We start from the raw sequence: 21917 nt of genomic DNA on the forward strand, positions 1-21917 counted from the left end.
CTTTATCACCGAATTACTTCTGGTAAATGATTTCGACGCCTTCGTCGTCGTCTTCGTCCCAGTCGTCATCCCAGTCATCTTCCGCTTCGGCTTCCATTTCCGCGATTTGCTCGCGGTGGTAGTCATCCCACATGAATTCGACTTTTTCCGGTGCGCTTTCTTCGATCGCCATCGCTTTCGGCTGGGTGTTGATGAAGTTCATCACGTCCCAGCACAGCGCATTGACGCCTTCGCGGTTGGCGGCGGAGATCATGTAGTACTTCCCTTCCCAGCCCATGCCTTCCACAATCGCCTTGGCGCGTTCGGCGGCTTCTTCCTCACCAATCACATCAATTTTGTTGAACACCAGCCAGCGCGGCTTCTGCGCCAGATTTTCGCTGTATTGGTTCAACTCGTTGATAATGACTTTGGCGTTTTCCACCGGATCGGATTCGTCGATCGGCGCGATGTCCACCAGGTGCAGCAGCACGCGGCAACGCTCCAGGTGTTTCAGGAAACGAATACCCAGGCCGGCGCCTTCCGAGGCGCCCTCGATCAGCCCCGGAATGTCGGCGACCACAAAGCTCTGCTCGTGGTCCATGCGCACCACGCCCAGGCTCGGCACCAGCGTGGTGAACGGATAATCGGCCACCTTCGGCTTGGCGGCGGACACCGCGCGGATGAAGGTCGATTTGCCGGCGTTCGGCAGCCCCAGCATGCCCACATCGGCCAGCAGCAACAGCTCCAGCAACAGGTCACGCGCTTCGCCGGCGGTACCCAGCGTCTTCTGACGCGGCGCGCGGTTGACCGAAGATTTGAAACGGGTGTTGCCCAGACCGTGCCAGCCGCCTTTGGCGACCATCAGCTTCTGCTCGTGGCGGGTCATGTCGCCGAGGATCTCGCCGGTGCCCTGATCCTTCACGCGCGTGCCGACCGGCACCTTAATGATGACGTCTTTACCGCGTTTGCCGGTACAATCGCGGCTCTGGCCATTCTGGCCGCGCTCGGCGCGGAAAGACTTCTCAAAGCGGTAGTCGATCAGGGTGTTAAGGTTCTCGTCCGCCAGCAGGTAGACGTCGCCGCCGTCGCCGCCGTCGCCGCCGTCAGGCCCACCGTTCGGGATATATTTTTCGCGGCGGAAGCTGACGCACCCGTTGCCGCCGTCGCCTGCAACGACCAGAATCGCTGCTTCATCTACAAACTTCATTTACCGTCTCCGTAAATCATTCACCGGGCTGCTTCAAAGGAGCAACCAGGGGGGGGTCTGCCCGTCGCGGCCACCACCGGTGACCAATTGCGGAAAACATGGCGCCCGCCACAACCACAAACGCACCGACATAGCCGACGATGTTCAGCGTCGGCATGGCGAATGCCTGGGGCCAAGCCAGCGCCAATAAATCTGAAAACAGCAGGGTAAACAGCGGGGTCAGCGTAACCAACGCGCTCACCTGCGCCGCCTGCCAGCGCGCCATCGCTTCTGCCAGCGCGCCATAGCCGATCAGCGTGTTGGCGCCGCAAAACAGCAGGCATGCCAATTGCCAGCCGCTAAGCTGGAAAATCACCTCGGGTTTGGCCAGAGGGAACAACGCAATCGCACATAAAGTGTACAACATAACCAGGATCTGCGGCGAAGCCAGCCGGCGCAGCAACACCTTCTGCGCCACGCCATAGCTCACCCAGACCATCGCCGCGCACACGCCCAGCATGACGCCCAGCGTGTAGTCCGTCAGCCGGGTGAAGATCTCTATCAGACTGACGTTGAAAAACAGCATCAGCCCGCAAATCAGCATCAGGGCGCCAATGACCTGGGTGATGCGCATGCGTTCTTTTAAAATCAGCACGCTGGCGAACATCATACCGACTGGCGACAGCTGGCCAATCACCTGCGACGCCGTCGGGCTCAGGTATTGCAGCGAGGAGCTGAAGAACACAAAGTTGCCAAGCAGCCCCGCCGTCGCGATCGCCAACAGCAGCAGCCAACGCGGCTGGCGGAACATCGTCAGCGGCGGCAGCTTGCCGCGCACCGCAAGGATCAGGCCCAAACCGATGGCGGCCATGGTAAAGCGATACCAGACAACGGTAAACGGCTCCATCACCACCAACACTTCTTTCATCGCGATCGGCAACGCGCCCCAGCAAACCGCCGTGGTTAACGCCAAAGAAATACCAACGCCGACCTGCTGCTTCGTATCCATATCACCTTCGCCAACGCTGACGGGCCTGCCCTCAGGCAACCCATAAATGTAAAAAGCCCCGCAACGAATTGCGGGGCTTACATCTATTTCGTAAGGCTCGAAAAATTATTCAGCTTCGATGCTGATGAATTTACGATTGCTCGGGCCTTTAACTTCGAATTTGACTTTACCGTCTTTCAAAGCAAACAGAGTGTGGTCTTTGCCGCAACCCACGTTGGTACCAGCGTGGAATTTGGTGCCGCGCTGACGAACGATGATGCTGCCTGCCAGTACTGCTTCGCCGCCAAAGCGTTTTACGCCCAGACGTTTAGCTTCTGAATCGCGACCGTTACGAGTCGAGCCGCCAGCCTTTTTGTGTGCCATTAATCCGCTCTCCTAACTTAAGCGCTGATGCCGGTGATTTTAACGTCAGTGAACCACTGACGGTGGCCCTGCTGCTTACGGTGGTGTTTACGACGACGAAACTTAACGATTTTAATTTTCTCGCCACGACCGTGAGCAACGACTTCAGCTTTGATCTTGCCGCCATCGACGAAAGGAACGCCGATTTTGATATCTTCGCCATTAGCGATCATCAGAATCTGGTCAAACTCAACCGCTTCACCAGTTGCGATGTCCAGCTTTTCCAAGCGAACGGTCTGACCTTCGCTTACTCGGTGTTGTTTACCACCACTTTGGAAAACCGCGTACATATAAAACTCCGCTTTCCGCGTGCCCGACTGTGTTAGTTCAGAGCGCGCTATAAATATTCACAATAGGGCGCGAATTCTACGCAAAAAAGCAGCGCATGACAAGAGCAGAATAAGACCAGAACAAGAAAAAAGAAGAAAAAAAGCGCAGTTTCTTTCGTGGCGTTTATCTGAACCGTTTTTCAAGTACAATCATAGGGACAGTTACCGCCATGTACCGATGTGAGCAGCGATCTCAACGCGGTGAAGAGAAACACAGCTGAAAAAAACACAATGAACCTAGAGCAAATTACCGAGTTAACCGCGCAAGATATGGCGGCCGTGAACGCAACAATTCTCGAACAGCTGAATTCCGATGTCACGCTCATCAATCAGCTTGGCTATTACATTATCAGTGGTGGCGGTAAGCGCATCCGGCCGATGATCGCCGTCCTGGCGGCGCGGGCGTTGGGCTACGAAGGCAACAAGCACGTCACCGTCGCCGCCCTGATCGAATTCATTCATACCGCCACGCTGCTGCATGACGACGTCGTCGACGAATCGGACATGCGCCGCGGCAAAGCCACCGCCAACGCGGCGTTCGGCAACGCCGCCAGCGTGCTGGTCGGCGACTTTATCTATACCCGCGCCTTCCAGATGATGACCAGCCTGGAATCCCTGCGCGTGCTGGCGCTGATGTCGGAGGCGGTCAACGTCATCGCCGAAGGTGAAGTGCTGCAGTTGATGAACGTGCACGATCCCGACATCAGCGAAGAAAGTTATATGCGGGTGATCTACAGCAAAACCGCCCGTCTGTTTGAAGCGGCGGCGCAATCGTCGGCGATCCTGTCCGGCGCCAGCGCTGAGCAAGAACAGGCGCTGCAAGATTATGGCCGCTACCTCGGCACCGCTTTCCAGCTGATCGACGATCTGCTCGACTACAGCGCCGACGGCAGCACCCTGGGCAAAAACACCGGCGACGATCTGAACGAAGGGAAACCGACCCTGCCGCTGCTGCACGCGATGCACAACGGCGACGACGCCCAGCGTGACATGATCCGCGGCGCGATTGAGCAAGGCAACGGCCGTCACCTGTTGGAGCCGGTGCTGCAGGCGATGCAGCAATGCGGTTCGCTGGAATACACCCGCAAACGCGCCGAGGAAGAAGCCGACAAGGCGATCGCCGCGCTGCAGGTATTGCCGGCATCAGAGCACCGAACAGCGCTGGAAGGCCTGGCCCATTTGGCGGTACAACGCGACTTTTAAGAAATCGTGATTTCCAAATGTATTCATCAGGCCCGCCCAGGCGGGCCTGCCTAGGTATTGCTCTCTTCGTCGATACGCGCCAGCAGGCCGCCGATCCCTTCCCGCATCAGGAAAGCCACCATTCTCTCGCGCTCGCTCTCCGTCAAATGGTAGTAATACTCGATCCAGACCGCCAACGGATCCTGGCGTTCTACGTCATATGCCGCCCCGTCTTCCTTCAGCGCCAGCAGGTTACGCACGCCTGGAGGCAGGCTGTCGATATGGTACTCCAACGCTTTTCCCTGCACGCCTTTACGCCTGCGGCTGATCCAGCCTTCGCGTCGGGCCATCAGATTGATTCCCTGTGGTGAGGAGGGTAATCCTGCGATGCCTGTCAGTTCCTTGGCGGCAAACCACTCGTTTTTCATAGCCATCATCTCTGGGCAATAGTGGGCAATGTCGTTTTTTGGAAATTACCTGGGTATTTTTTAGGAAATTTAATGGTATTCTTATTTCCGAATAAGCGTTTCACGTTGTTCAAACGCTTAACCATGACCCGTTAGTTATACCACTAACGCAACTTTGGCTAATCAGAAAAGGAATGTAAACATGAATTCAAGGAACCCAGATTGGCATCCGGCAGATATCATCGCGGCGCTACGCAAGCAGGGCACCACGCTGGCGGCAGTGTCGCGCAAGGCCGGATTAAGCTCATCGACGCTGGCCAATGCGCTGTCGCGCCCGTGGCCGAAGGGGGAATGGCTGATCGCCGAAGCGATAGGCATCCACCCTTCGGAGATCTGGCCAAGCCGCTATTACGATCCGCACAACGATTGCCTGCTGGATCGCAAAGCACGTATCAAATCGTGAACGCGGAGCAAAAAAAACCGCCGGAACAGCGTCCGGCGGCGTTTATCGGCTGACTATCGGTGTCGATCAGTTATTGATGAACTTCTCGCCCAGTTCAATATCTTTATGCAGCACGTCCAGCATCTCGTTCAGCGCTTTCTGCTCGAAGGCGCTCAGGGTGCCGATATCTTTGCGTTCTTCAACGCCGTTTTTGCCCAGCACCAGCGGCTGCGCGAAGAAGCGAGCGTATTTGCCGTCGCCTTCAACGTAAGCGCATTCCACAACGCCTTTCTCGCCCTGCAGCGCACGCACCAGAGACAGACCGAAACGGGCGGCCGCCTGCCCCATGGACAGCGTTGCAGATCCGCCGCCGGCTTTGGCTTCCACCACTTCGGTACCGGCATTCTGAATGCGTTTGGTCAGATCCGCCACTTCCTGCTCGGTGAAGCTCACGCCAGGGATCTGCGACAGCAGAGGCAGGATGGTCACGCCAGAGTGGCCGCCGATCACCGGCACGTTCAATTCTTCCGGCTGCTTGCCTTTCAGCTCGGCCACGAAGGTGTTGGAACGGATGATATCCAGCGAAGTCACGCCGAACAGTTTGTTCTTGTCGTAAACGCCGGCTTTTTTCAGCACTTCCGCCGCGATGGCAACCGTGGTGTTAACCGGGTTGGTGATGATGCCGATGCAGGCTTTCGGGCAGGTTTTCGCCACTTGCTCAATCAGATTACGCACGATGCCGGCGTTAACGTTGAACAGGTCAGAGCGATCCATGCCAGGCTTACGGGCCACGCCGGCGGAAATCAGCACCACGTCCGCGCCGTGCAGAGCCGGAGTCGCGTCTTCGCCGCTGAAGCCTTTGATTTTAACTGCGGTTGGGATGTGGCTTAAGTCGACGGCAACGCCTGGGGTAACGGGGGCAATGTCGTAGAGAGAGAGTTCAGAACCTGAAGGAAGCTGGGTTTTGAGTAGAAGGGCGAGGGCCTGGCCGATACCGCCAGCAGCACCGAGAACTGCAACTTTCATCCTATACTCCTTTATTATCTTAAATATATAAAGCGCCGTGAATGTGTTGGTTACGGACCTTACGTTATTACACCTTTCAAAACAATAAATTAGCCAATTCTTGCCTGCAGGTGTAATAAAACGGCCGCTGTCGCGCCCATTTTAGATTAAATCGCTTACGCATGAAGGGCATAGCGCACACTAATCAAAAATAGTGCGAGGTTATTCACGAGCAAGTTAACCGGCCGTTACATTACACCCTTACGCAACATCAGAACAACATCATTTTAATAACATTTTATTTACCACTGCAGGCCGATTTTCCGTCGTCAAAAGGGCATATTCATCGCGGCCGGATTTTGTTAAAATGCCGCCCTTTCCTCGCCGTCCGGTCATTTTTATTTTCTTTGGGGCGGCCTTTGTTGCATAAAAATTCATCTATATGCATAATCATGACTTCCACTATCAACATTCCACGGTGCAAAATGCGTAATCCCGCAAAACAGGAAGATCTGATCAAGACGTTCAAAGCGTTATTGAAAGAAGAAAAATTCAGTTCTCAAGGCGAGATCGTTTTGGCGCTGCAAGAAGAAGGCTTCGAAAACATTAACCAATCCAAAGTATCGCGCATGCTGACCAAGTTCGGCGCGGTACGTACGCGCAATGCCAAAATGGAAATGGTGTATTGCCTTCCTGCCGAACTCGGCGTGCCGACCACCACCAGCCCGTTGAAGAATCTGGTGCTCGACGTCGACCATAACGATGCCGTCGTGGTGATCCACACCAGCCCGGGCGCCGCGCAGCTGATCGCCCGCCTGCTCGACTCACTGGGTAAATCCCAGGGTATCCTCGGCACAATTGCCGGCGACGACACGATTTTCGTCACCCCGTCCAGCGGCTTTACCGCTCAGAAGCTGCATGAAGCGATCCTGGGCGTGTTCGAGCAAGAGCTGTGAAACCTGGCGCTAACAAAGTGCGGCTGTAAACCGCATTTTGTTAGCGCTTCTTTAACCCTCGCGTTACCTTCCCAGCCTTCAACCGCGTTTAACACTGCTTTTTTATCCCGTAACAACACATTTCCATGACATATCCATGTAACCAGCAGTACCCACTGTGATCTTCCGCACTTTTGGTCAAAATCACTTACCTTATTGAAATTACATAAATTTAACATCAAAAGATCGTTTTATGAGCGTTTTTTATTCCTTACGGTTATAAAAAATAAGGATCATGAGGTTAAAGTTTCACTAGCAACTGTTAGCTAACTATTAATTTTTCGCGTTACTAGCTGTATACTCATTTTCGTGAACTGAATCACAGTTCGTTGGAACTGATAAAAGAATACGATGAGGTGAGATGATGAAAATTAAAGCTACCGTTGCAACCCTGAGCGTTATGTCCATGCTTTCCTTTGGTGCATTCGCAGCACAATCTGTTGATGCAACCCAGGCCGCAAAACTGCAGCCCGCCGGTGTGATCACCGTGAGCGGCGTCGCCGCGGCGCCTTCCGACATTCGCCAGGCGCTGTCCGACAAAGCTGACGCCAAAGGGGCGACCGCTTACCGCGTAATCGAAGCGCGCAACGACGGCAACTTCCACGCGACCGCTGAAATCTACAAATAAGTAACGGCATTACCCGGCAACGGGCAATACCTCTCTGGAATCAAACGCTGTCATAACGGCCTTCAAGAATAAAAATCGCTGCCAAGCCCTTCCAGGCTGTTATGAACAAGGATCGCTATCATGAACATGAAAACTACTCTTGCTGCACTCGGTTTGCTGTCCGTCATCTCCTTCGGCGCATCTGCCGCCCAGTTGGTGACTAACGATCAGACCGCCAATCTGCAATCTATCGGCACCATTACCGTCAGCGGTATCGACGGCGCGCCGACCGATATTCGCCAGGCGTTGTCGGAGAAAGCCGACGCGAAAGGCGCGACCGCCTACCGCGTGATCGAAGCCCGTAACGAAGGCAACTACCACGCCACCGCCGAGATTTACAAATAACAACTCTGGGAACGGCTTTGCAGAGCTGATTACCCTCGTCACTGCCACTGCCGAGTTCTGACGCAAACGCCGATTTCCCAGAGACCCTCTCGTCGTCCTATCCGACGAACCCCGTTGCCCTCGCTCGCGAGGGCTTTTTTATGGGCGTAAAAAAGGCCGCGAATGCGGCCCTTAGATTGGCTTATGCGGCTGAACGATCAGTAGGTCACCTTCGGTTCCTGCTTTTTCGCCAACGCGTCCAGCAAGCGATCGTGAATGCCGCCGAAACCGCCGTTGCTCATCACCAGAATGTGGTCGCCCGGCTGCGCGGTTTTCACCACCATCTCCACCAGCGTATCGAGATCCGCGCTCCAATGCGCCGGCTGCACGCAGGCATCCGCCACTTCCGCGACCTGCCACGGAATGTGGTGCGGCTGGAACAGGAACACTTCGTCGGCGCGGCCGAGCGAAGGCGCCAGATCGTTTTTGCTGATGCCCATTTTCATGGTGTTGGATCGCGGCTCCAGCACCGCCAGAATGCGCGCCGTGCCGCCGACCTTGCCGCGCAGCGCGGCCAGAGTGGCCAGGATCGCCGTCGGGTGGTGCGCGAAATCGTCGTAAACCGTGACGTCGTTGGCTTCGCCACGCAGCTCCAGGCGGCGGCGGGCGTTGATGAAATCGCCCAACGCGCGGCAGGCGTCCGCCGGCTGCACGCCGACGTGACGGGTCGCGGCGATGGCCATCAGGCCGTTATGCATGTTGTGCTCGCCCACCAGCGCCCAGTTCACTTCGCCGACCTGCTCGCCGTCGAGGAACACCGCGTAATGGCTGGCGTCCGGCGTCAGCTTCTGCGCGCGCCAGGCGCCCTCTTCGCCCACCAGCTCCTGTTCGCTCCAGCAGCCCATCGCCATCACCTGCTTCAGGTGGCTGTCGTTGTCCGGCAGGATGATCTTGCCTTTGCCCGGCACCAGACGCACCAGGTGGTGGAACTGTTTCTGGATGGCTTTCAGATCGTCGAAGATATCGGCGTGGTCGAACTCCAGGTTGTTCATGATCAGCGTGCGCGGGCTGTAGTGCACGAACTTGGAGCGTTTGTCGAAGAACGCGCAGTCATACTCGTCGGCCTCGATCACGAAGAACGGGCTGCCGCCGAGGCGGGCCGAGACGTCGAAGTTGCCCGGCACGCCGCCGATGACGAAGCCGGGCTGGTAGCCGCAGGCTTCGAGGATCCAGGTCGCCATGCCGGCGGTGGTGGTTTTGCCGTGGGTGCCGGCGACCGCCAGTACCCAGCGATCGCGCAACACGGCGTCGTGCAGCCACTGCGGGCCGGAAACGTAAGGGATACCGCGCTCCAGCACCGCCTCCACGCACGGGTTACCGCGCGTCATGGCGTTGCCGATGATCACCAGATCCGGCGCCGGATCCAGCTGGGCGGGATCATAACCCTGAATCAGATCGATCCCCTGGTTCTCCAGCAGCGTGCTCATCGGCGGATAGACGTTGGCGTCCGAACCGGTGACGTCATGCCCCAGTGAGCGCGCCAGCATCGCCAGCCCGCCCATAAAGGTGCCACAGATCCCAAGAATGTGAATGCGCATAGGTTTCTCATGTGAGTGCATCGAATGTCGGCATATTCTAACGCTCAGAATCGTCCAGAAGAAATGGATTTGCCTATGAATGGCGCGCATCTTTGGGCTACACTGCTCGCGAAAACGTTGGCGGTTTGTTAACAGGCCGCTATCCATCCGTAGATTCAGGGATTGTGTCATGAAAACGTTAGGCGAATTTATCGTCGAGAAACAGCACGACTTCTCGCACGCCACCGGCGAGCTGACTGCGTTACTTTCTGCCATTAAACTGGGCGCCAAAATCATCCACCGCGACATCAACAAGGCCGGCCTGGTTGATATTCTGGGGACCAGCGGGGTGTCCAACGTACAGGGCGAAGTTCAGATGAAACTGGACCTGTACGCGAACGAAAAACTGAAAGCGGCGTTGAAAGCGCGTGGTGAAGTTGCGGGTATCGCTTCCGAAGAAGAAGATGAAATCGTGATATTCGACGGCGAGCGAGCTGAAAATGCCAAGTATGTCGTATTGATGGATCCGTTGGACGGTTCGTCCAACATCGATGTCAACGTCTCGGTCGGTACGATTTTCTCTATCTATCGTCGCATCACGCCGGTCGGCACGCCAGTGACCGAAGAAGACTTCCTGCAGCCGGGCAGCGCCCAGGTCGCAGCGGGTTACGTGGTTTACGGCTCGTCCACCATGCTGGTGTACACCACCGGTTACGGCGTCCACGCCTTCACGTACGATCCGTCTCTGGGCGTGTTCTGTCTCTCTCACGAGAAAGTGCGCTTCCCGGCGAGCGGCAACATGTATTCCATCAACGAGGGCAACTACATCAAGTTCCCTCTCGGCGTGAAGAAATACATCAAGTACTGCCAGGAGCAGGATGAAGCGACGCAGCGCCCTTACACCTCGCGCTACATCGGTTCTCTGGTGGCGGACTTCCACCGCAACCTGCTGAAAGGCGGCATCTACATCTACCCAAGCACCGCCAGCCACCCGCAAGGCAAGCTGCGCCTGCTGTACGAATGCAACCCGATGGCGTTCCTGGCCGAACAGGCCGGCGGCAAGGCCAGCGACGGCAAAAATCGCATTCTGGACATCACGCCGGTGAAACTGCACCAGCGCGCGCCATTCTTCGTCGGCACCAAGTCGATGGTAGAAGACGCAGAACGCTTCATCGCCGAAAACCCGGACGAGTAACGCGTTTCTGGCAAGGGTTCGGCACCACGCCGAACCCTTATCGCCTTACAGCTTGAACGCTGCCATGCTCTGCGCCAGCAGCTGAGCCTGATCTTCCAGCGAGCGCGTCGCCGCCGCAGACTCCTCCACCAGCGCCGCATTCTGTTGCGCCACCTGATCCATCTGCGCCACCGCCAGGTTCACCTGTTCGATACCGCTGCTTTGTTCGCGCGTCGCCGCCGAGATCTCACGCATCAACGCCGTCACCCGGCCCACTTCACCGGTGATGCCGCTCATGGTCTGCGCCGCCGACTCCACCATCTGCTCGCCTTCCTGCACCCGGTTCTGCGACGCTTCGATCAACCCTTTGATCTCTTTCGCCGACTGGGCGCTGCGCTGCGCCAGATTGCGCACTTCGCCGGCCACCACCGCGAAACCGCGGCCCTGTTCACCGGCGCGCGCCGCTTCCACCGCTGCGTTCAACGCCAGGATATTGGTCTGGAAGGCGATGCCGTCCATCACGCTGATGATGTCGGCGATGCGGCGCGAGCTGTCGGTGATCGCCTGCATCTTGCTCATGACCTGACTGACCACGTCGCTGCCCTGGTTGGCGATATCGGACACGCTCAGCGCCAGCTGATTGGCCTGCTCGCAGTTCTCGGCGTTCATTTTCACCGTCGAAGTCAGCTGTTCCATGCTGGCGGCGGTCTCTTCCAGCGACGCGGCCGACTCTTCGGTACGCTGCGCCAGATGCAGGTTGCCGGCCGCCAGTTCGCGCGAGCCGGTGTCGATCTGGCTGCTGGCGTCACGCACTTTACTGACCGAACTGGCCAACGCCTGCTGCATGCGCTGCATCGCCCGCACCAGGCGGCCCATCTCGGTATCGCCCTCACCACGGATCTCATGGGTCAGATCGCCGCCGGCGATGTGTTCCAACTGCGCGATGGACTCGTCCAACGGGCGCAAAATGATCACGCGCAGCGCGAACCAGGCCAGCACCGCCAGCAGCACGCTGAGCAGGCCCGCCACCACGATCAGCGAGATCTTGGTGCTGGCGTTGTTTTCCGCGTCATACACCTGCTTTTCGCCGAGCTTCATGGCGAAGCTGCGGAAATCGCTGAGATCCTTTTCAAACGCGATGCTCAACGCAGAGATGCGGGTCTCCTGAATATGGTAATACTCATCGATTTTACCGGCCTTGATGGCGGCGGCCATCGGCTTCACGCCCTGCTCGAGGTAGGCGCGATAGCTGTTTTGCAGACGATTGGAGAGTTCGCGGCCGCGCTCGGTCACGGTGCCGACGCCGACAAAGCGCGCCATTTCCTTGTTCGACTGCTCGAGGTAGCCGTAAATGCGGCCCACGGTGGCGTCAGCGACATCGATCTGGCCGATCTCCCGTTGGCGCACCGCCAGCGAGGCGGCGGTGCGAGCGCGCAGCGTCAGGTTGGAGCTGTTGGCCAGCGAGCCCAGCTCTTCGCCGAGGATCTGGTTTAAGGTATGGATCGAGCGCGATCCTTCGTTAATCGCGTTGACGCCAATAACGCTGACCATGATCAGCAGCATGGTCATCAGGCTCAGCAGGGCGATCAGCCCAGCCTTCACCGTAATCTTTTTTAGCATGAGTTCTTCCCGGCTTCAGAATAGTGAGATCAGACGTAGTAGGGGTGGCAAAACGCGGAGCCAGCTTTGCTGGCTCATTATTGTTTGTTGAAGTTATCGGCAGGCGGAGACAAAACTTCATGCCGTCGCGGGATTAATCTGGAAATTATCCCTGCGCCGGCACGCGGGGTTTTCGACGATGAAAAGGGCAGGAAATCGCAAAAGAGTCCGCTATAATAGCCGCCACTCCATTTCTGGTTTGATGATTAAAGGAAACCGACATGAGCTTGAATCTGGTCCCTGCTGGCAAAGACCTGCCGGAAGACATCTACGTAGTAATCGAAATCCCGGCCAACGCCGATCCAATCAAATACGAAATCGACAAAGAAACCGGCGCGCTGTTCGTTGACCGTTTCATGTCCACCGCGATGTTCTACCCGTGCAACTACGGCTACATCAACCACACTCTGTCTCTGGACGGTGATCCGGTTGACGTGCTGGTCCCAACCCCATACCCGCTGCAGCCGGGCTCCGTGATCCGCTGCCGTCCGGTTGGCGTGCTGAAGATGACCGACGAAGCCGGTGAAGACGCCAAGCTGGTTGCGGTACCGCACAGCAAGCTGACCAAAGAGTACGATCACGTGAAAGACGTGAACGACCTGCCGGAACTGCTGAAAGCCCAGATCGCTCACTTCTTCGAGCACTACAAAGATCTGGAAAAAGGCAAATGGGTGAAAGTGGAAGGCTGGGCAGACGCTGCCGCGGCTAAAGCGGAAATCATCGCCTCCTTCGAACGCGCTGCCAAGAAGTAATTTTCGCCGCCGTCCGATGAAAAAACACCGCTCATTGAGCGGTGTTTTTTTATTACTGATCTTCGAGGCGTTTCAGCCAGTCACCGCTGGTAATTCGCGGGTAACCGTCCACGCTGTGTTTATACAGGTAGATCCACGCACTCCCATAAGGCGTCTGAATCAGCTCGCGCTTATAGTCCTTGGTGTTGCTTTTCAGTTCGTCCAGCTCTGCCAGAATCGATGAGTTAATACGATACACTTCGCAATGTATCGTGCCCTCTCCAGGGATCGCCGCCGGGTAATGGCCCAGATTATAAATCTGATAGCCTTCGAGCTCGTGCTCGCCGAGCCATTGGGCGTTGGTCATCCAATGGCTGTTTCCCTGTTTGCGCCGTAAACTGCCGTAGACAATTATTCGCATCGCTAAAACTCAAACTGATAGAGCAAATCTAATGCCTGGTCGAGACCAGACACCGCTTCAAGATACAACTTAGGCATCAGGCGATAACGCAACGTCAGCGTGGCCAGCGAGTCGAAAATGCCCACCCCATATTTTACTTGTAAGCCTGGGAGGACATAGCCGCTCACGACAACCTGGGAATTGTCGCCAACCCCTTGGGTGTCCAGAGCCAAATTACTCACGCCGAATGCCTCGCCGATTTTACCCACAAGTTGACCACTTTGTGCAACCCCCATGCCGATTAACATCGACGTCATGGCGTTGCCGTCGGCGCCGGAGCTGTTCAAGCCCTGGCCGCGCAGCAGATAAGACAGGGCTTCCTGTTGCGATTTGGCCGGATCGGAGAACACTTCCAGCTTCGGCGCATCCGCCAGGCCGGTCACGCGCACGCCGGCGGTCACGTCGTCCTCGGTGGATTCCGGGTTGCGGATCGCTTCGATATTGAGCAGCGGCTGATCCGGCGGGCCGGAGAACATCAGCTGCCCTTTACGCACGATCAAATCCTGACCATAAGCATGGAAGCGACCGGAAGGGATGTCAATCTGGCCGTTGAGGCCCAGCCCTTTCTTGTCCTGCACCACTTTCAAATCGCCCTTCAAACGGGCTTTCAGGCCAAAGGCGTCCAGCCGCACGTCGTTGCCGACGTGGATCATCAGGTTGCTGTTGATCGGGATCGAGGCGGTCTTCGGTTGAATCGGCTTCAGCTGATCGTCCAGCATGACTTCGTCGGAAGAGACGCCCACCGCGCTTTCCGGCAGCTCCTGCACCGTGATGCGCGCCCAGGGAATGTCGACCTTGCCGTTGAGCGAGAACAGCTGCGGCGTGGCTTCGAACACCAGATCCGGCGATACGTCGATGCGGATCATCGGCGGCACCGTCACCCGCAGCTTGTCACCCTTGGCGGCAATGCGCGCGCGCCAGGCGTTGATGTCACGCCAGTCGGCATCGCCCGCCAGATTCAGCTGGCCGCGCGTGGTGCTGAGCAGCCCTTCCAGCGTCGAGGTCATGCCGTTGAAATTCACCGCCAGCCGCGCGTCGGTCATATCGAACGGCATCCAGTGCCCCTGCACCTTCGCCCGATCCAACGCCAGACGCCCGAACACCAGCGGCTTCTGCGCGCTGCCGCCCAGACGCAGGTTGGCGTTCAGCATGCCCGCCGCGCTTTCGCCCTTCATCAGCGCCGGGTTGATCAGCGCCAGCGAGATGTTGGTGATATTGACGTTGCCGCTGATGGTGCGCCGCACCTGCGGATCCGCCACCTGGATATTGCCGTCGAACTGGCCGTTGTTGGTCAGTTTGATCCGCCAGTCGGCCTGCGCGCGGCCGTTGTTCAGGCCGGCGTTGAGGGTCAGCGCATCGAAGGCGATCGGCAACGCGTTGCCCTGCACCTGCTGCACCACCTTGACGCCGTTGCCGGCGAGCGTGACTTTCGCCTCCGGCAGCGCGCCGCCCGGCTTCCAGCTGACGTCGGCCCGGCCGGTGAACACGCCGCTCAGGGCGGTTTCCGGGCCAAGGAACGGCTTGATCATCGCCAGATCGAACCGGTTGAGCACCACGCTGGCCTGGCCGCTCTGGCCGGCTTCAATGGTCTTTGGCACGCACAGCTCGGCGTTCGGGTTCTGCCAACAGTGCGGCCCGACGCTGACTTTCTGCTCGGCGTTCAGGTAGTCCAGCGCGATGGCGCGCGTCAGGCGCCACTCCCCTACCGGCGTATCGAAGCGGGTATTGTTCAAATTGCCGCGCCAGCGCTGCTGCTGACGATCGAAGCTGCCCTGCAGCGCCAGCTGGCCGGAGACCGGTTTGCCGTCGATCTTCAACTGCAGTTGGTGCTGCTTCTCGCTGCCCTTGGCGTCGAGGGTCAGCAGGCTGACCTCCAGCGCGTCCTGCTTCAGCTGCTCGACACGTACCGCCAACTGCCCCTGAATCTGATCCGTCGAGCGCACGTCGCCGTCGATCTTCACGCGGTTGATGCGCAGCGCCTGCCACTGCAAGCCGGAAGCGGTCAAATCCGCCAGCAGCTGCGGCGCCTGCAGATTGCCGCGCAGTTTCAACAGCCCTTTGGCGGTGCCGCCGAGGCCCGGCAGCGCGCCGTCCAGACGCGGCGCGTCGATGTTGGCGTCCAGGTTCCAGCTCTTCTCGTCCAGCTGCCCTTTGACGTTCAGCTGGTTGCGCCCCAGCGTCAGATCGATGCCGGGGATTTTCCACTGCCCGGCGGCATTGCCGCTCAGCGTGCCGCGCGCCGTGACCTTATTCTGCTTCACATTGCCGTCCAGCTGCAGCACCGGCACCTGCAGCTGCCAGCTGCCGCCGTGCAGGCTGCCGCGCGTGGTGATCTTGCCATCCAGCTTCGCCGGCCATTCCGGCCACTGCTTGGCGGTATTGATGCCGCTCAGCGTCAATTGCGAGGTCCAGCTGATGGCCTTGCTCCAGTCCACCAGCGCGGTGAGATCGGTATTGCCCTGCAGCGCCGCCAGCCGCAGGCGCTCCAGCTTGAACTGCTCGACGTTGCCTTTGCCGTCCAGCGTCAGCACCGCCGGCGGCAGATCCTGGCCTTTCAGATTGGCGCGCGTCGACAGCGCGTAATCGGTCGCCTTGCCGTTAAAGCGCAGGCGGAAATCGTTGACCTGGTACTGCGCCTCGCCGCTCAGCGGCCATTTCAGCTGTTTGCTCTGCAGCGTCAGCACCAGCGGCAGGCCAGCTTCGGCCAGCCGAGTTTGCACATCGAGCTGGGCGCCGACCGGGCCGGACAGGTTCAGCGCGACCTTCAGCTCGTCGCGCAACCCGCCGCCGATGTTCAGTTTCACCTTCTCGCCCTTCAGCGGGTCAATGTTCAACGCGCTGTTGGCGGTCAGCGCCACCGGCCAGTCACCGGTCAGGGTCGCCTGCCCCTGCACCGACAGCGTGCCCTGCGGCGACTTCACGTCGAAATTGTCCAGCTGGATATGCTGATCCTGCGTGCTGGCCTGCAGCAACAGGCTCGTGATCAGCACGTCGGTATCGCCGGTCAAGCGCAGCTGTTCGCCGCTGATCTCTTTCACGGTGATATCCAGCGGCAGGCGGATGTCCGGCAGATCCGGCAACAGCGGTTTGGCGAACAGTTCCTTCAGCGTTTCGCCGAGCGGCTTCTCTTCCGGCTGCGGCGCCGGTTTCGCCGCGTCGGTGACCTGCTCGCCGACCTTTTTCGCCACCTCGACCGCCGGTTGCACCGCTTCCGGCAACGGATTTTGCGGCGTTTTCGGCAAGGCGATCAGCAACGAGCCGATCTTGGTCGGCATCAGCGTCAGCGCGCGCTCTTGCCACTGCGCGCCGGTGCGGAACTCGGCCAGAGAGATGGCGGTATCGTCGACGGTGACCTTGACGTTATTCAGCGCCAACAGGCGCAGGGTGATCGGATAAGGGGTGCTGAGATTGGTGGTCGGCTCACTGCTCTCCTCCACCGGCGCGGAGGGCGCCATCTCTTTGGTGTTCACCGCCACGTCCACGTCCTGAGCGGTCAAGGCGTTAACGCACAGCGAGCTGCGTTTAAAGCAGGAGAGATCGAGGGACAGATGGAATTGCCCGGCGTTGACCGTCACGCCCGGCATCTGATACTTCACGCCCTTCAGCGTCAGATCGCGCCAGCCGCCACTGACGCCGGCGATCTCCAGCCCCGGCACCCAGCGCGCCGCGCCGTTGATGACCATATGCAAACCGGTGGTGGTCCCCACCAGGAAGGCCAGGCCGCCGATCAGCAACAGCAGGACGACCAGAAATCCAAGGCAAATCTTTTTAATCAGGCTCATAGTTCAGGCCCCAAACCGATGTAGAACTGCATCCCGTGGGTGTCCTTGTCCCCCACGGGCGCGGCGATATCCAGCTTCACCGGCCCCACCGGCGACTGCCAGCGCACGCCTACGCCGGCGCCGGTCTTGAAGTTGCTCTGCTTGATATCGTTCACCGCTTCACCGGAATCGACGAACATCGCCCCCCACCATTTGCCGGTCACGTTGTATTGGTACTCCAGCGAGCCGGTCAGCATCTTGGAGGCGCCGGTCAGCTTGCCGTCGTCGCCGCGCGGCGAAATGTCTTTGTACTTGTAGCCGCGAATGCTGCGGTCACCGCCGGCGAAGAAACGCAGATCCGGCGGCACCTTGTCGAAGTCGTTGGTTTCGATCCAGCCCACCTGCCCGCGCGCCACAAAACGGTGCTTGTCGGCCAGAGTGCGGATCCAGACGTTCTGCGCCTGCATCAGCGCGAAGTCCACGCCGGAGCCCCAGGAGGTGTCGGACACGTCGATGGAATAGCGCTGGCTGTCGCCCCAGGTCGGCATCAGCCCGCCGCGCGAACGGGTGCGGTTGAAGCTGACGCCGGGGTACAGCAGCATAGTGGTATTGCTGACGTTGCCCTGGGTAAAGTTATCCCAGCGCCAGGTCAGGTTGATCGCCCGCTGCCAGCCGCTGGAGAGATCCCAGTTGCGCGAGGCCACCACTTTGGAGGTCACGGATTTGGTGTCGTTAAGATCGACGTTCTTGAGCCCGCCCTGCAGCAGGTAATACTGCTCCAGCGGATTCTTCAGCAACGGGATCTTATAGGTCAGATCCAGCTGCTGCTCCGGCGCCGACACGCTGGCGCTGGTTTCCAGGCTATGCCCGCGATCGTTGAGCCAGGGCTTTTTCCAGGTGCCTTTCACCCGCGGGCCGACGTCGGTGGAATAACCGATACCGGTTTCGACGGTGTTGCGCGTGCGCGGCGTCACCAGCGCGTCCAACGGCAAAATCTTGTTCTCTTTGGCATCGTTGAAATCAGGGGACACCACCACCGAGTTAAACCAGTTGGTGGCGGACAAACGGCGATTCAGCTCGGCCAAATCCTCCGAACTGTAGTAATCCCCCTGATGAAAGGGCACCAGATTTTGCAGATAGTCTTCGCGAATTTGCGAACCGGTGAATTTCACCTTGCCGAAGCGGTAACGTTCGCCGCTGTTGAAATCGATATCCCAAAACGCCTTGTGCAGATCTTCGGCCACGCCGAGCTGGCTTTTGGTCATATCGGCGTCGAAGTAGCCTTTGCGCAGCGCCAGGCCGGTCAGCGAGCCTTTGAAACTGTCATACTTGCCGTGGTTGAGGATCTCGCCGATGGTCGGCCGCCCCTTCTTTACCAGCGTCAGGTAGTCCTCATCGGTCTTTGCGCCGCCCTCCAGCACGATGTTGGCGCCGGCAATGCGCACCGGCTCGCCCGGATTGACCTTGGCGTGCAGCACCGGGCGCGACATCCCCGGCCGATCGTCCAGCGTAAACTCGATGGTCGGCTGGTAATAGCCGAGCGCGCGCAGCCCCTGGCGCACCGCCTCATCCACCCGCGCGCGGAAGCGGCCGTCGGTGCCAACCTCTTCAGGCGTGATCGACGACAGCCGCACCCGGACGTTTTTTTCCAACTCTCCGCTTAACCCCTCCACCTGCAGCCGCACGTTGGCCGCATAGGCTGCAGGTGCCGCAAGCAACACAGATATCAAGCACATGACCGGGTACTTTGGCACGTGTTCTCCTTATTGATTTTACTGTCCTGTTATGGTGTTCGCTCCGGGGCCAGGGCAGACTCCGCGCTATCATGACGGCAGCCCTCTTCAACCTTATTCCGGACGCCGCCCGCCGCGCTTTGCCACCGCCGCGCAACAGGCGAATTCTTCACTTTTGGCGCTCAAAATACTGCGTTAAGCTTATACAAAATCCAACTTGCCGCTTATTGTGGGCAAAGACGCGGTGAGATACAACCGAACCACCGCCATGTAGGGTCAATTCTTACTGTGACAACAGGAGTCAACCGTGGTGCCATTTTTTGATAAATCACAAACCGTCGATAAGGCAAGCGCGCTGCCTGGCCGCACCACGCCAATGCCTGTCGCAACGCTCAACGTGGTCACCGAGCACTCGATGACCCAGGTGCCGGCAGGCATGGACGTGGCGATCTTCGCCATGGGCTGTTTCTGGGGCGTTGAGCGTCTGTTCTGGCAACAGCCGGGCGTCTACAGCACCGCCGCCGGCTACAGCGGCGGCTATACGCCGAACCCGACCTACCGCGAAGTGTGCAGCGGCCAGACCGGCCACGCCGAAGTGGTGCGCGTGGTGTTCGATCCGCAGATCGTCAGCTACAAACAGCTGCTGCAGCTGTTCTGGGAAAATCACGATCCGGCGCAGGGCATGCGCCAGGGCGGCGACGTCGGCACGCAGTACCGCTCGGCGATTTATACGCTGAGCCCTGAGCAGCAGGCCGAGGCGGAAAGCAGCCTGCAACGCTTCCAGCAGGCGATGGACGCGGCGGGCGACAAGCGCGTCATCACCACCGAGATCGCGCCGGCGCTGCCGTTCTATTACGCGGAAGACGATCACCAACAGTACCTGTACAAGAACCCGGAAGGCTACTGCGGGCTGGGCGGCATCGGCGTTTGCCTGCCGCCGCAGGGCTGATTTGATGCCGGCCGGCGGCACTTTTTTAACCGCTGGCGGCCCCTGTGGGGCAACTGCTATACTATGCGGGCCGCTTCTGCGGCCCGATAGCTTCCCTTCTGGTTGTTATCGCTGCTTTTTTTACTATGTACTACCCTTCCTCAAGAGCGCCGTCATCCCGTCGGCACGTATGGATAGATTATGTTAAACAGTATTTTACTGATTCTTTTTCTGATCGCGGTGAGTGCGTTCTTCTCACTGTCGGAAATCTCTCTGGCCGCCTCGCGCAAGATCAAACTGAAGCTGATGGCTGACGAAGGTAACGTCAACGCCGCCAGAGTGCTCAAGCTGCAAGAAACCCCTGGCATCTTCTTCACCGTGGTGCAGATCGGCCTGAACGCCGTGGCCATCCTCGGCGGTATCGTGGGCGACGCGGCTTTCTCTCCCACCTTCAAGGTGTTGTTCGATCGTTTCCTGTCGCCCGAATTGGCGGAACAGGTCAGCTTCATCTGCTCTTTCGTGCTGGTGACCAGCCTGTTTATCCTGTTCGCCGATTTGACCCCGAAGCGCATCGGTATGATTGCACCAGAGACGGTCGCCGTCCGGATCATCAACCCGATGCGTTTCTCCATCATGATCTTCCGCCCGCTGGTGTGGTTCTTCAACGGCATGGCCAACCTGATCTTCCGCATGTTCAAGCTGCCGATGGTGCGTAAGGACGACATCACCTCCGATGACATCTACGCGGTGGTGGAAGCCGGCGCCCTGGCGGGCGTGCTGCGCAAGCAGGAGCACGAGCTGATTGAAAACGTGTTCGAACTGGAGTCGCGCACCGTGCCGTCTTCGATGACCTCGCGCGAAAGCGTGGTGTACTTCGATCTGCGCGAAAGCGAAGAGAGCATCAAGGAGAAGGTCTCGACCCATCCGCACTCCAAGTTCCTGGTGTGCGACGGCCATATCGATCAGGTGGTGGGTTACGTCGATTCCAAAGACCTGCTGAACCGCGTGCTGGGCAACCAGAGCCTGGTGCTGAGCAGCGGCGTGCAGATCCGCTCGGCGCTGATCGTGCCGGATACGCTGACGCTGTCCGAAGCGCTGGAAAGCTTCAAAACCGCCGGCGAAGACTTCGCGGTGATCCTCAATGAATATGCGTTGGTGGTGGGCATCATCACGCTTAACGACGTGATGACCACGCTGATGGGCGATCTGGTCGGCCAGGGCCAGGAAGAGCAGATCGTGGCGCGCGACGAAAGCTCATGGCTGATTGAAGGCGGCACGCCGATCGACGACGTGATGCGCGTGCTGGACATCGACGAGTTCCCGCAAGCGGGCAACTACGAAACCATCGGCGGCTTTATGATGTACATGCTGCGCAAGATCCCGAAACGCACCGACTTCGTCAAATACGCCGGCTACAAGTTCGAAGTGGTGGATATCGACAGCTACAAGATAGACCAGCTGCTGGTCACCCGGCTGAGCGACAAACCGGCGGCGGTGCTGCCGAAAGCGCCGGACGACACGCCTGCGGCCTGACGGCGGTAAGACAAAAACATCAGCGGCCCCATCGGGGCCGCATTTTTTTTACCGCTGTCAGCGAGGTGTTCACCCCATCTCGGTCTGCAACAGCAGCACCTGACGGTTCACTTCAGACATCACGCTGAAATGGCGCTTGTCGCGAATCTTCGGCGGCAGGATTTTCCCCTCGTCGAATTCAAATGCGCCCACGTCCTTGATATACAGCCTTCCCCGAAACAGGGTCTTAACGTACTTTGCCACTTTCAAAGGGTTATAACGCTGGAAGATTCTCATTCTTTTACGCTCCTCCCGTTGATCCATGCGCTCAGCGAGCCGCCAAAGGTGGCAGCCTCGAAATTCAGAACGCAACTTGATTGCATGTAGTAGACCCAGTAAAGACCAGAACGTTCACTTCTGCCCGGATTTCTACGCTGGATTTACACTTTTTGACA

General features: G+C 58.4%; 21 protein-coding genes. 9 read left to right on the top strand and 12 right to left on the bottom strand.

What is annotated here, in order from left to right; translation table 11 throughout:
- Positions 1 to 13: 13 nt before the first annotated feature.
- The 4 genes from cgtA to rplU all read right to left on the bottom strand — a co-directional run bounded on the left by cgtA (position 14) and on the right by rplU (position 2866).
- Positions 14 to 1186 carry an Obg family GTPase CgtA gene (gene cgtA, locus ACJ8PL_RS17295; protein WP_442531303.1) on the bottom strand — a complete coding sequence of 391 codons (1173 nt, stop codon included), beginning with the start codon at positions 1184 to 1186 and terminating at the stop codon, positions 14 to 16.
- 16 nt (positions 1187 to 1202) lie between these two features.
- Positions 1203 to 2174 (bottom strand): DMT family transporter, encoded by a 972-nt coding sequence (locus tag ACJ8PL_RS17300; protein ID WP_016929330.1) that lies wholly within the window; start codon positions 2172 to 2174, stop codon positions 1203 to 1205.
- 105 nt (positions 2175 to 2279) lie between these two features.
- Positions 2280 to 2537 (bottom strand): 50S ribosomal protein L27, encoded by a 258-nt coding sequence (rpmA, locus tag ACJ8PL_RS17305; RefSeq protein WP_004933559.1) that lies wholly within the window; start codon positions 2535 to 2537, stop codon positions 2280 to 2282.
- A gap of 17 nt (positions 2538 to 2554) precedes the next feature.
- Entirely contained in the window at positions 2555 to 2866 is a 312-nt protein-coding gene (gene rplU / locus ACJ8PL_RS17310) for a 50S ribosomal protein L21 (RefSeq protein ID WP_004933561.1), read from the bottom strand.
- 270 nt (positions 2867 to 3136) lie between these two features.
- Here rplU and ispB point away from each other — a divergent pair, with 270 nt between their 5' ends.
- Positions 3137 to 4108 (top strand): octaprenyl diphosphate synthase, encoded by a 972-nt coding sequence (gene ispB / locus ACJ8PL_RS17315; protein WP_016929331.1) that lies wholly within the window; start codon positions 3137 to 3139, stop codon positions 4106 to 4108.
- Positions 4109 to 4158: 50 nt separating this feature from the next.
- On the opposite strand, the gene ACJ8PL_RS17320 is transcribed toward ispB, so the two are convergent.
- Positions 4159 to 4515 (bottom strand): DNA-binding protein, encoded by a 357-nt coding sequence (locus ACJ8PL_RS17320; RefSeq protein ID WP_028127572.1) that lies wholly within the window; start codon positions 4513 to 4515, stop codon positions 4159 to 4161.
- Positions 4516 to 4696: 181 nt separating this feature from the next.
- On the opposite strand from ACJ8PL_RS17320, the gene ACJ8PL_RS17325 reads away from it, so the two are divergent.
- Positions 4697 to 4957: a helix-turn-helix domain-containing protein gene (locus ACJ8PL_RS17325; protein ID WP_016929333.1), complete on the top strand. Its 261-nt coding sequence runs from the start codon at positions 4697 to 4699 to the stop codon at positions 4955 to 4957.
- 66 nt (positions 4958 to 5023) lie between these two features.
- Here the strand turns inward: ACJ8PL_RS17325 and mdh are convergent, their stop codons facing one another.
- The gene (gene mdh / locus ACJ8PL_RS17330) at positions 5024 to 5962 is read right to left on the bottom strand and encodes a malate dehydrogenase (protein ID WP_028127571.1); all 939 of its coding nucleotides are present in this window, start codon (positions 5960 to 5962) and stop codon (positions 5024 to 5026) included.
- Between the two features lie 464 nt (positions 5963 to 6426).
- Here mdh and argR point away from each other — a divergent pair, with 464 nt between their 5' ends.
- From argR to yhcN (ACJ8PL_RS17345), 3 genes are all read left to right on the top strand, one after another.
- A complete protein-coding gene (gene argR, locus ACJ8PL_RS17335; protein WP_016929335.1) occupies positions 6427 to 6897 on the top strand; it encodes a transcriptional regulator ArgR in 471 nt (156 codons plus the stop codon).
- Between the two features lie 403 nt (positions 6898 to 7300).
- Positions 7301 to 7564: a peroxide/acid stress response protein YhcN gene (gene yhcN / locus ACJ8PL_RS17340; protein ID WP_193160804.1), complete on the top strand. Its 264-nt coding sequence runs from the start codon at positions 7301 to 7303 to the stop codon at positions 7562 to 7564.
- Between the two features lie 120 nt (positions 7565 to 7684).
- The gene (gene yhcN, locus ACJ8PL_RS17345) at positions 7685 to 7948 is read left to right on the top strand and encodes a peroxide/acid stress response protein YhcN (protein ID WP_025305042.1); all 264 of its coding nucleotides are present in this window, start codon (positions 7685 to 7687) and stop codon (positions 7946 to 7948) included.
- A 197-nt stretch (positions 7949 to 8145) separates the two neighbouring features.
- On the opposite strand, the gene mpl is transcribed toward yhcN (ACJ8PL_RS17345), so the two are convergent.
- Complete coding sequence (gene mpl / locus ACJ8PL_RS17350) at positions 8146 to 9525, bottom strand: UDP-N-acetylmuramate:L-alanyl-gamma-D-glutamyl-meso-diaminopimelate ligase (protein WP_442531304.1); 1380 nt, start codon at positions 9523 to 9525, stop codon at positions 8146 to 8148.
- A gap of 169 nt (positions 9526 to 9694) precedes the next feature.
- Between mpl and fbp the strand changes: the two genes are divergently transcribed.
- Positions 9695 to 10699 (top strand): class 1 fructose-bisphosphatase, encoded by a 1005-nt coding sequence (gene fbp / locus ACJ8PL_RS17355; RefSeq protein WP_004933587.1) that lies wholly within the window; start codon positions 9695 to 9697, stop codon positions 10697 to 10699.
- A 45-nt stretch (positions 10700 to 10744) separates the two neighbouring features.
- On the opposite strand, the gene ACJ8PL_RS17360 is transcribed toward fbp, so the two are convergent.
- Positions 10745 to 12298 carry a methyl-accepting chemotaxis protein gene (locus tag ACJ8PL_RS17360; RefSeq protein WP_016929339.1) on the bottom strand — a complete coding sequence of 518 codons (1554 nt, stop codon included), beginning with the start codon at positions 12296 to 12298 and terminating at the stop codon, positions 10745 to 10747.
- A gap of 260 nt (positions 12299 to 12558) precedes the next feature.
- Between ACJ8PL_RS17360 and ppa the strand changes: the two genes are divergently transcribed.
- The gene (gene ppa, locus ACJ8PL_RS17365) at positions 12559 to 13089 is read left to right on the top strand and encodes an inorganic diphosphatase (protein WP_004933594.1); all 531 of its coding nucleotides are present in this window, start codon (positions 12559 to 12561) and stop codon (positions 13087 to 13089) included.
- A gap of 52 nt (positions 13090 to 13141) precedes the next feature.
- Here the strand turns inward: ppa and ACJ8PL_RS17370 are convergent, their stop codons facing one another.
- The 3 genes from ACJ8PL_RS17370 to tamA are packed head-to-tail and all read right to left on the bottom strand — an operon-like array spanning position 13142 to position 19025.
- On the bottom strand, positions 13142 to 13489 hold the full coding sequence (locus tag ACJ8PL_RS17370; RefSeq protein WP_004933596.1) for a gamma-glutamylcyclotransferase family protein: 348 nt from the start codon (positions 13487 to 13489) through the stop codon (positions 13142 to 13144).
- 2 nt (positions 13490 to 13491) lie between these two features.
- Positions 13492 to 17310, bottom strand: coding sequence for an autotransporter assembly complex protein TamB (gene tamB, locus ACJ8PL_RS17375; protein ID WP_442531305.1), 3819 nt, complete (start codon positions 17308 to 17310; stop codon positions 13492 to 13494).
- Complete coding sequence (gene tamA / locus ACJ8PL_RS17380) at positions 17307 to 19025, bottom strand: autotransporter assembly complex protein TamA (protein WP_249339672.1); 1719 nt, start codon at positions 19023 to 19025, stop codon at positions 17307 to 17309. Before tamA ends, tamB begins: the two co-directional genes overlap by 4 nt.
- A 307-nt stretch (positions 19026 to 19332) precedes the next feature.
- Here tamA and msrA point away from each other — a divergent pair, with 307 nt between their 5' ends.
- Together msrA and ACJ8PL_RS17390 are read left to right on the top strand one after the other, a co-directional pair.
- Complete coding sequence (gene msrA, locus ACJ8PL_RS17385) at positions 19333 to 19971, top strand: peptide-methionine (S)-S-oxide reductase MsrA (protein ID WP_086013601.1); 639 nt, start codon at positions 19333 to 19335, stop codon at positions 19969 to 19971.
- Between the two features lie 180 nt (positions 19972 to 20151).
- Positions 20152 to 21483 carry a hemolysin family protein gene (locus ACJ8PL_RS17390; RefSeq protein WP_004933603.1) on the top strand — a complete coding sequence of 444 codons (1332 nt, stop codon included), beginning with the start codon at positions 20152 to 20154 and terminating at the stop codon, positions 21481 to 21483.
- 69 nt (positions 21484 to 21552) lie between these two features.
- Here ACJ8PL_RS17390 and ACJ8PL_RS17395 read toward each other — a convergent pair whose 3' ends face one another.
- Positions 21553 to 21759, bottom strand: coding sequence for a DUF1107 domain-containing protein (locus ACJ8PL_RS17395; protein WP_004933604.1), 207 nt, complete (start codon positions 21757 to 21759; stop codon positions 21553 to 21555).
- Between the last annotated feature and the right edge of the window lie 158 nt (positions 21760 to 21917).

The sequence above is a fragment of the Serratia sp. CY83965 genome (genome assembly GCF_052166375.1).
Classification (GTDB): domain Bacteria; phylum Pseudomonadota; class Gammaproteobacteria; order Enterobacterales; family Enterobacteriaceae; genus Serratia; species Serratia marcescens.

Coding starts and splice junctions, on each gene's coding strand:
- ACJ8PL_RS17325 (WP_016929333.1), top strand. CDS start 4,697: ATGAATTCAAGGAACCCAGATTGGCATCCGGCAGATATCATCGCGGCG.
- mpl (WP_442531304.1), bottom strand. CDS start 9,525: ATGCGCATTCACATTCTTGGGATCTGTGGCACCTTTATGGGCGGGCTG.
- ACJ8PL_RS17360 (WP_016929339.1), bottom strand. CDS start 12,298: ATGCTAAAAAAGATTACGGTGAAGGCTGGGCTGATCGCCCTGCTGAGC.
- fbp (WP_004933587.1), top strand. CDS start 9,695: ATGAAAACGTTAGGCGAATTTATCGTCGAGAAACAGCACGACTTCTCG.
- yhcN (WP_025305042.1), top strand. CDS start 7,685: ATGAACATGAAAACTACTCTTGCTGCACTCGGTTTGCTGTCCGTCATC.
- ACJ8PL_RS17370 (WP_004933596.1), bottom strand. CDS start 13,489: ATGCGAATAATTGTCTACGGCAGTTTACGGCGCAAACAGGGAAACAGC.
- ppa (WP_004933594.1), top strand. CDS start 12,559: ATGAGCTTGAATCTGGTCCCTGCTGGCAAAGACCTGCCGGAAGACATC.
- ACJ8PL_RS17390 (WP_004933603.1), top strand. CDS start 20,152: ATGTTAAACAGTATTTTACTGATTCTTTTTCTGATCGCGGTGAGTGCG.
- tamA (WP_249339672.1), bottom strand. CDS start 19,025: ATGTGCTTGATATCTGTGTTGCTTGCGGCACCTGCAGCCTATGCGGCC.
- ACJ8PL_RS17300 (WP_016929330.1), bottom strand. CDS start 2,174: ATGGATACGAAGCAGCAGGTCGGCGTTGGTATTTCTTTGGCGTTAACC.
- rpmA (WP_004933559.1), bottom strand. CDS start 2,537: ATGGCACACAAAAAGGCTGGCGGCTCGACTCGTAACGGTCGCGATTCA.
- ispB (WP_016929331.1), top strand. CDS start 3,137: ATGAACCTAGAGCAAATTACCGAGTTAACCGCGCAAGATATGGCGGCC.
- argR (WP_016929335.1), top strand. CDS start 6,427: ATGCGTAATCCCGCAAAACAGGAAGATCTGATCAAGACGTTCAAAGCG.
- mdh (WP_028127571.1), bottom strand. CDS start 5,962: ATGAAAGTTGCAGTTCTCGGTGCTGCTGGCGGTATCGGCCAGGCCCTC.
- ACJ8PL_RS17320 (WP_028127572.1), bottom strand. CDS start 4,515: ATGAAAAACGAGTGGTTTGCCGCCAAGGAACTGACAGGCATCGCAGGA.
- cgtA (WP_442531303.1), bottom strand. CDS start 1,186: ATGAAGTTTGTAGATGAAGCAGCGATTCTGGTCGTTGCAGGCGACGGC.
- rplU (WP_004933561.1), bottom strand. CDS start 2,866: ATGTACGCGGTTTTCCAAAGTGGTGGTAAACAACACCGAGTAAGCGAA.
- yhcN (WP_193160804.1), top strand. CDS start 7,301: ATGAAAATTAAAGCTACCGTTGCAACCCTGAGCGTTATGTCCATGCTT.
- tamB (WP_442531305.1), bottom strand. CDS start 17,310: ATGAGCCTGATTAAAAAGATTTGCCTTGGATTTCTGGTCGTCCTGCTG.
- ACJ8PL_RS17395 (WP_004933604.1), bottom strand. CDS start 21,759: ATGAGAATCTTCCAGCGTTATAACCCTTTGAAAGTGGCAAAGTACGTT.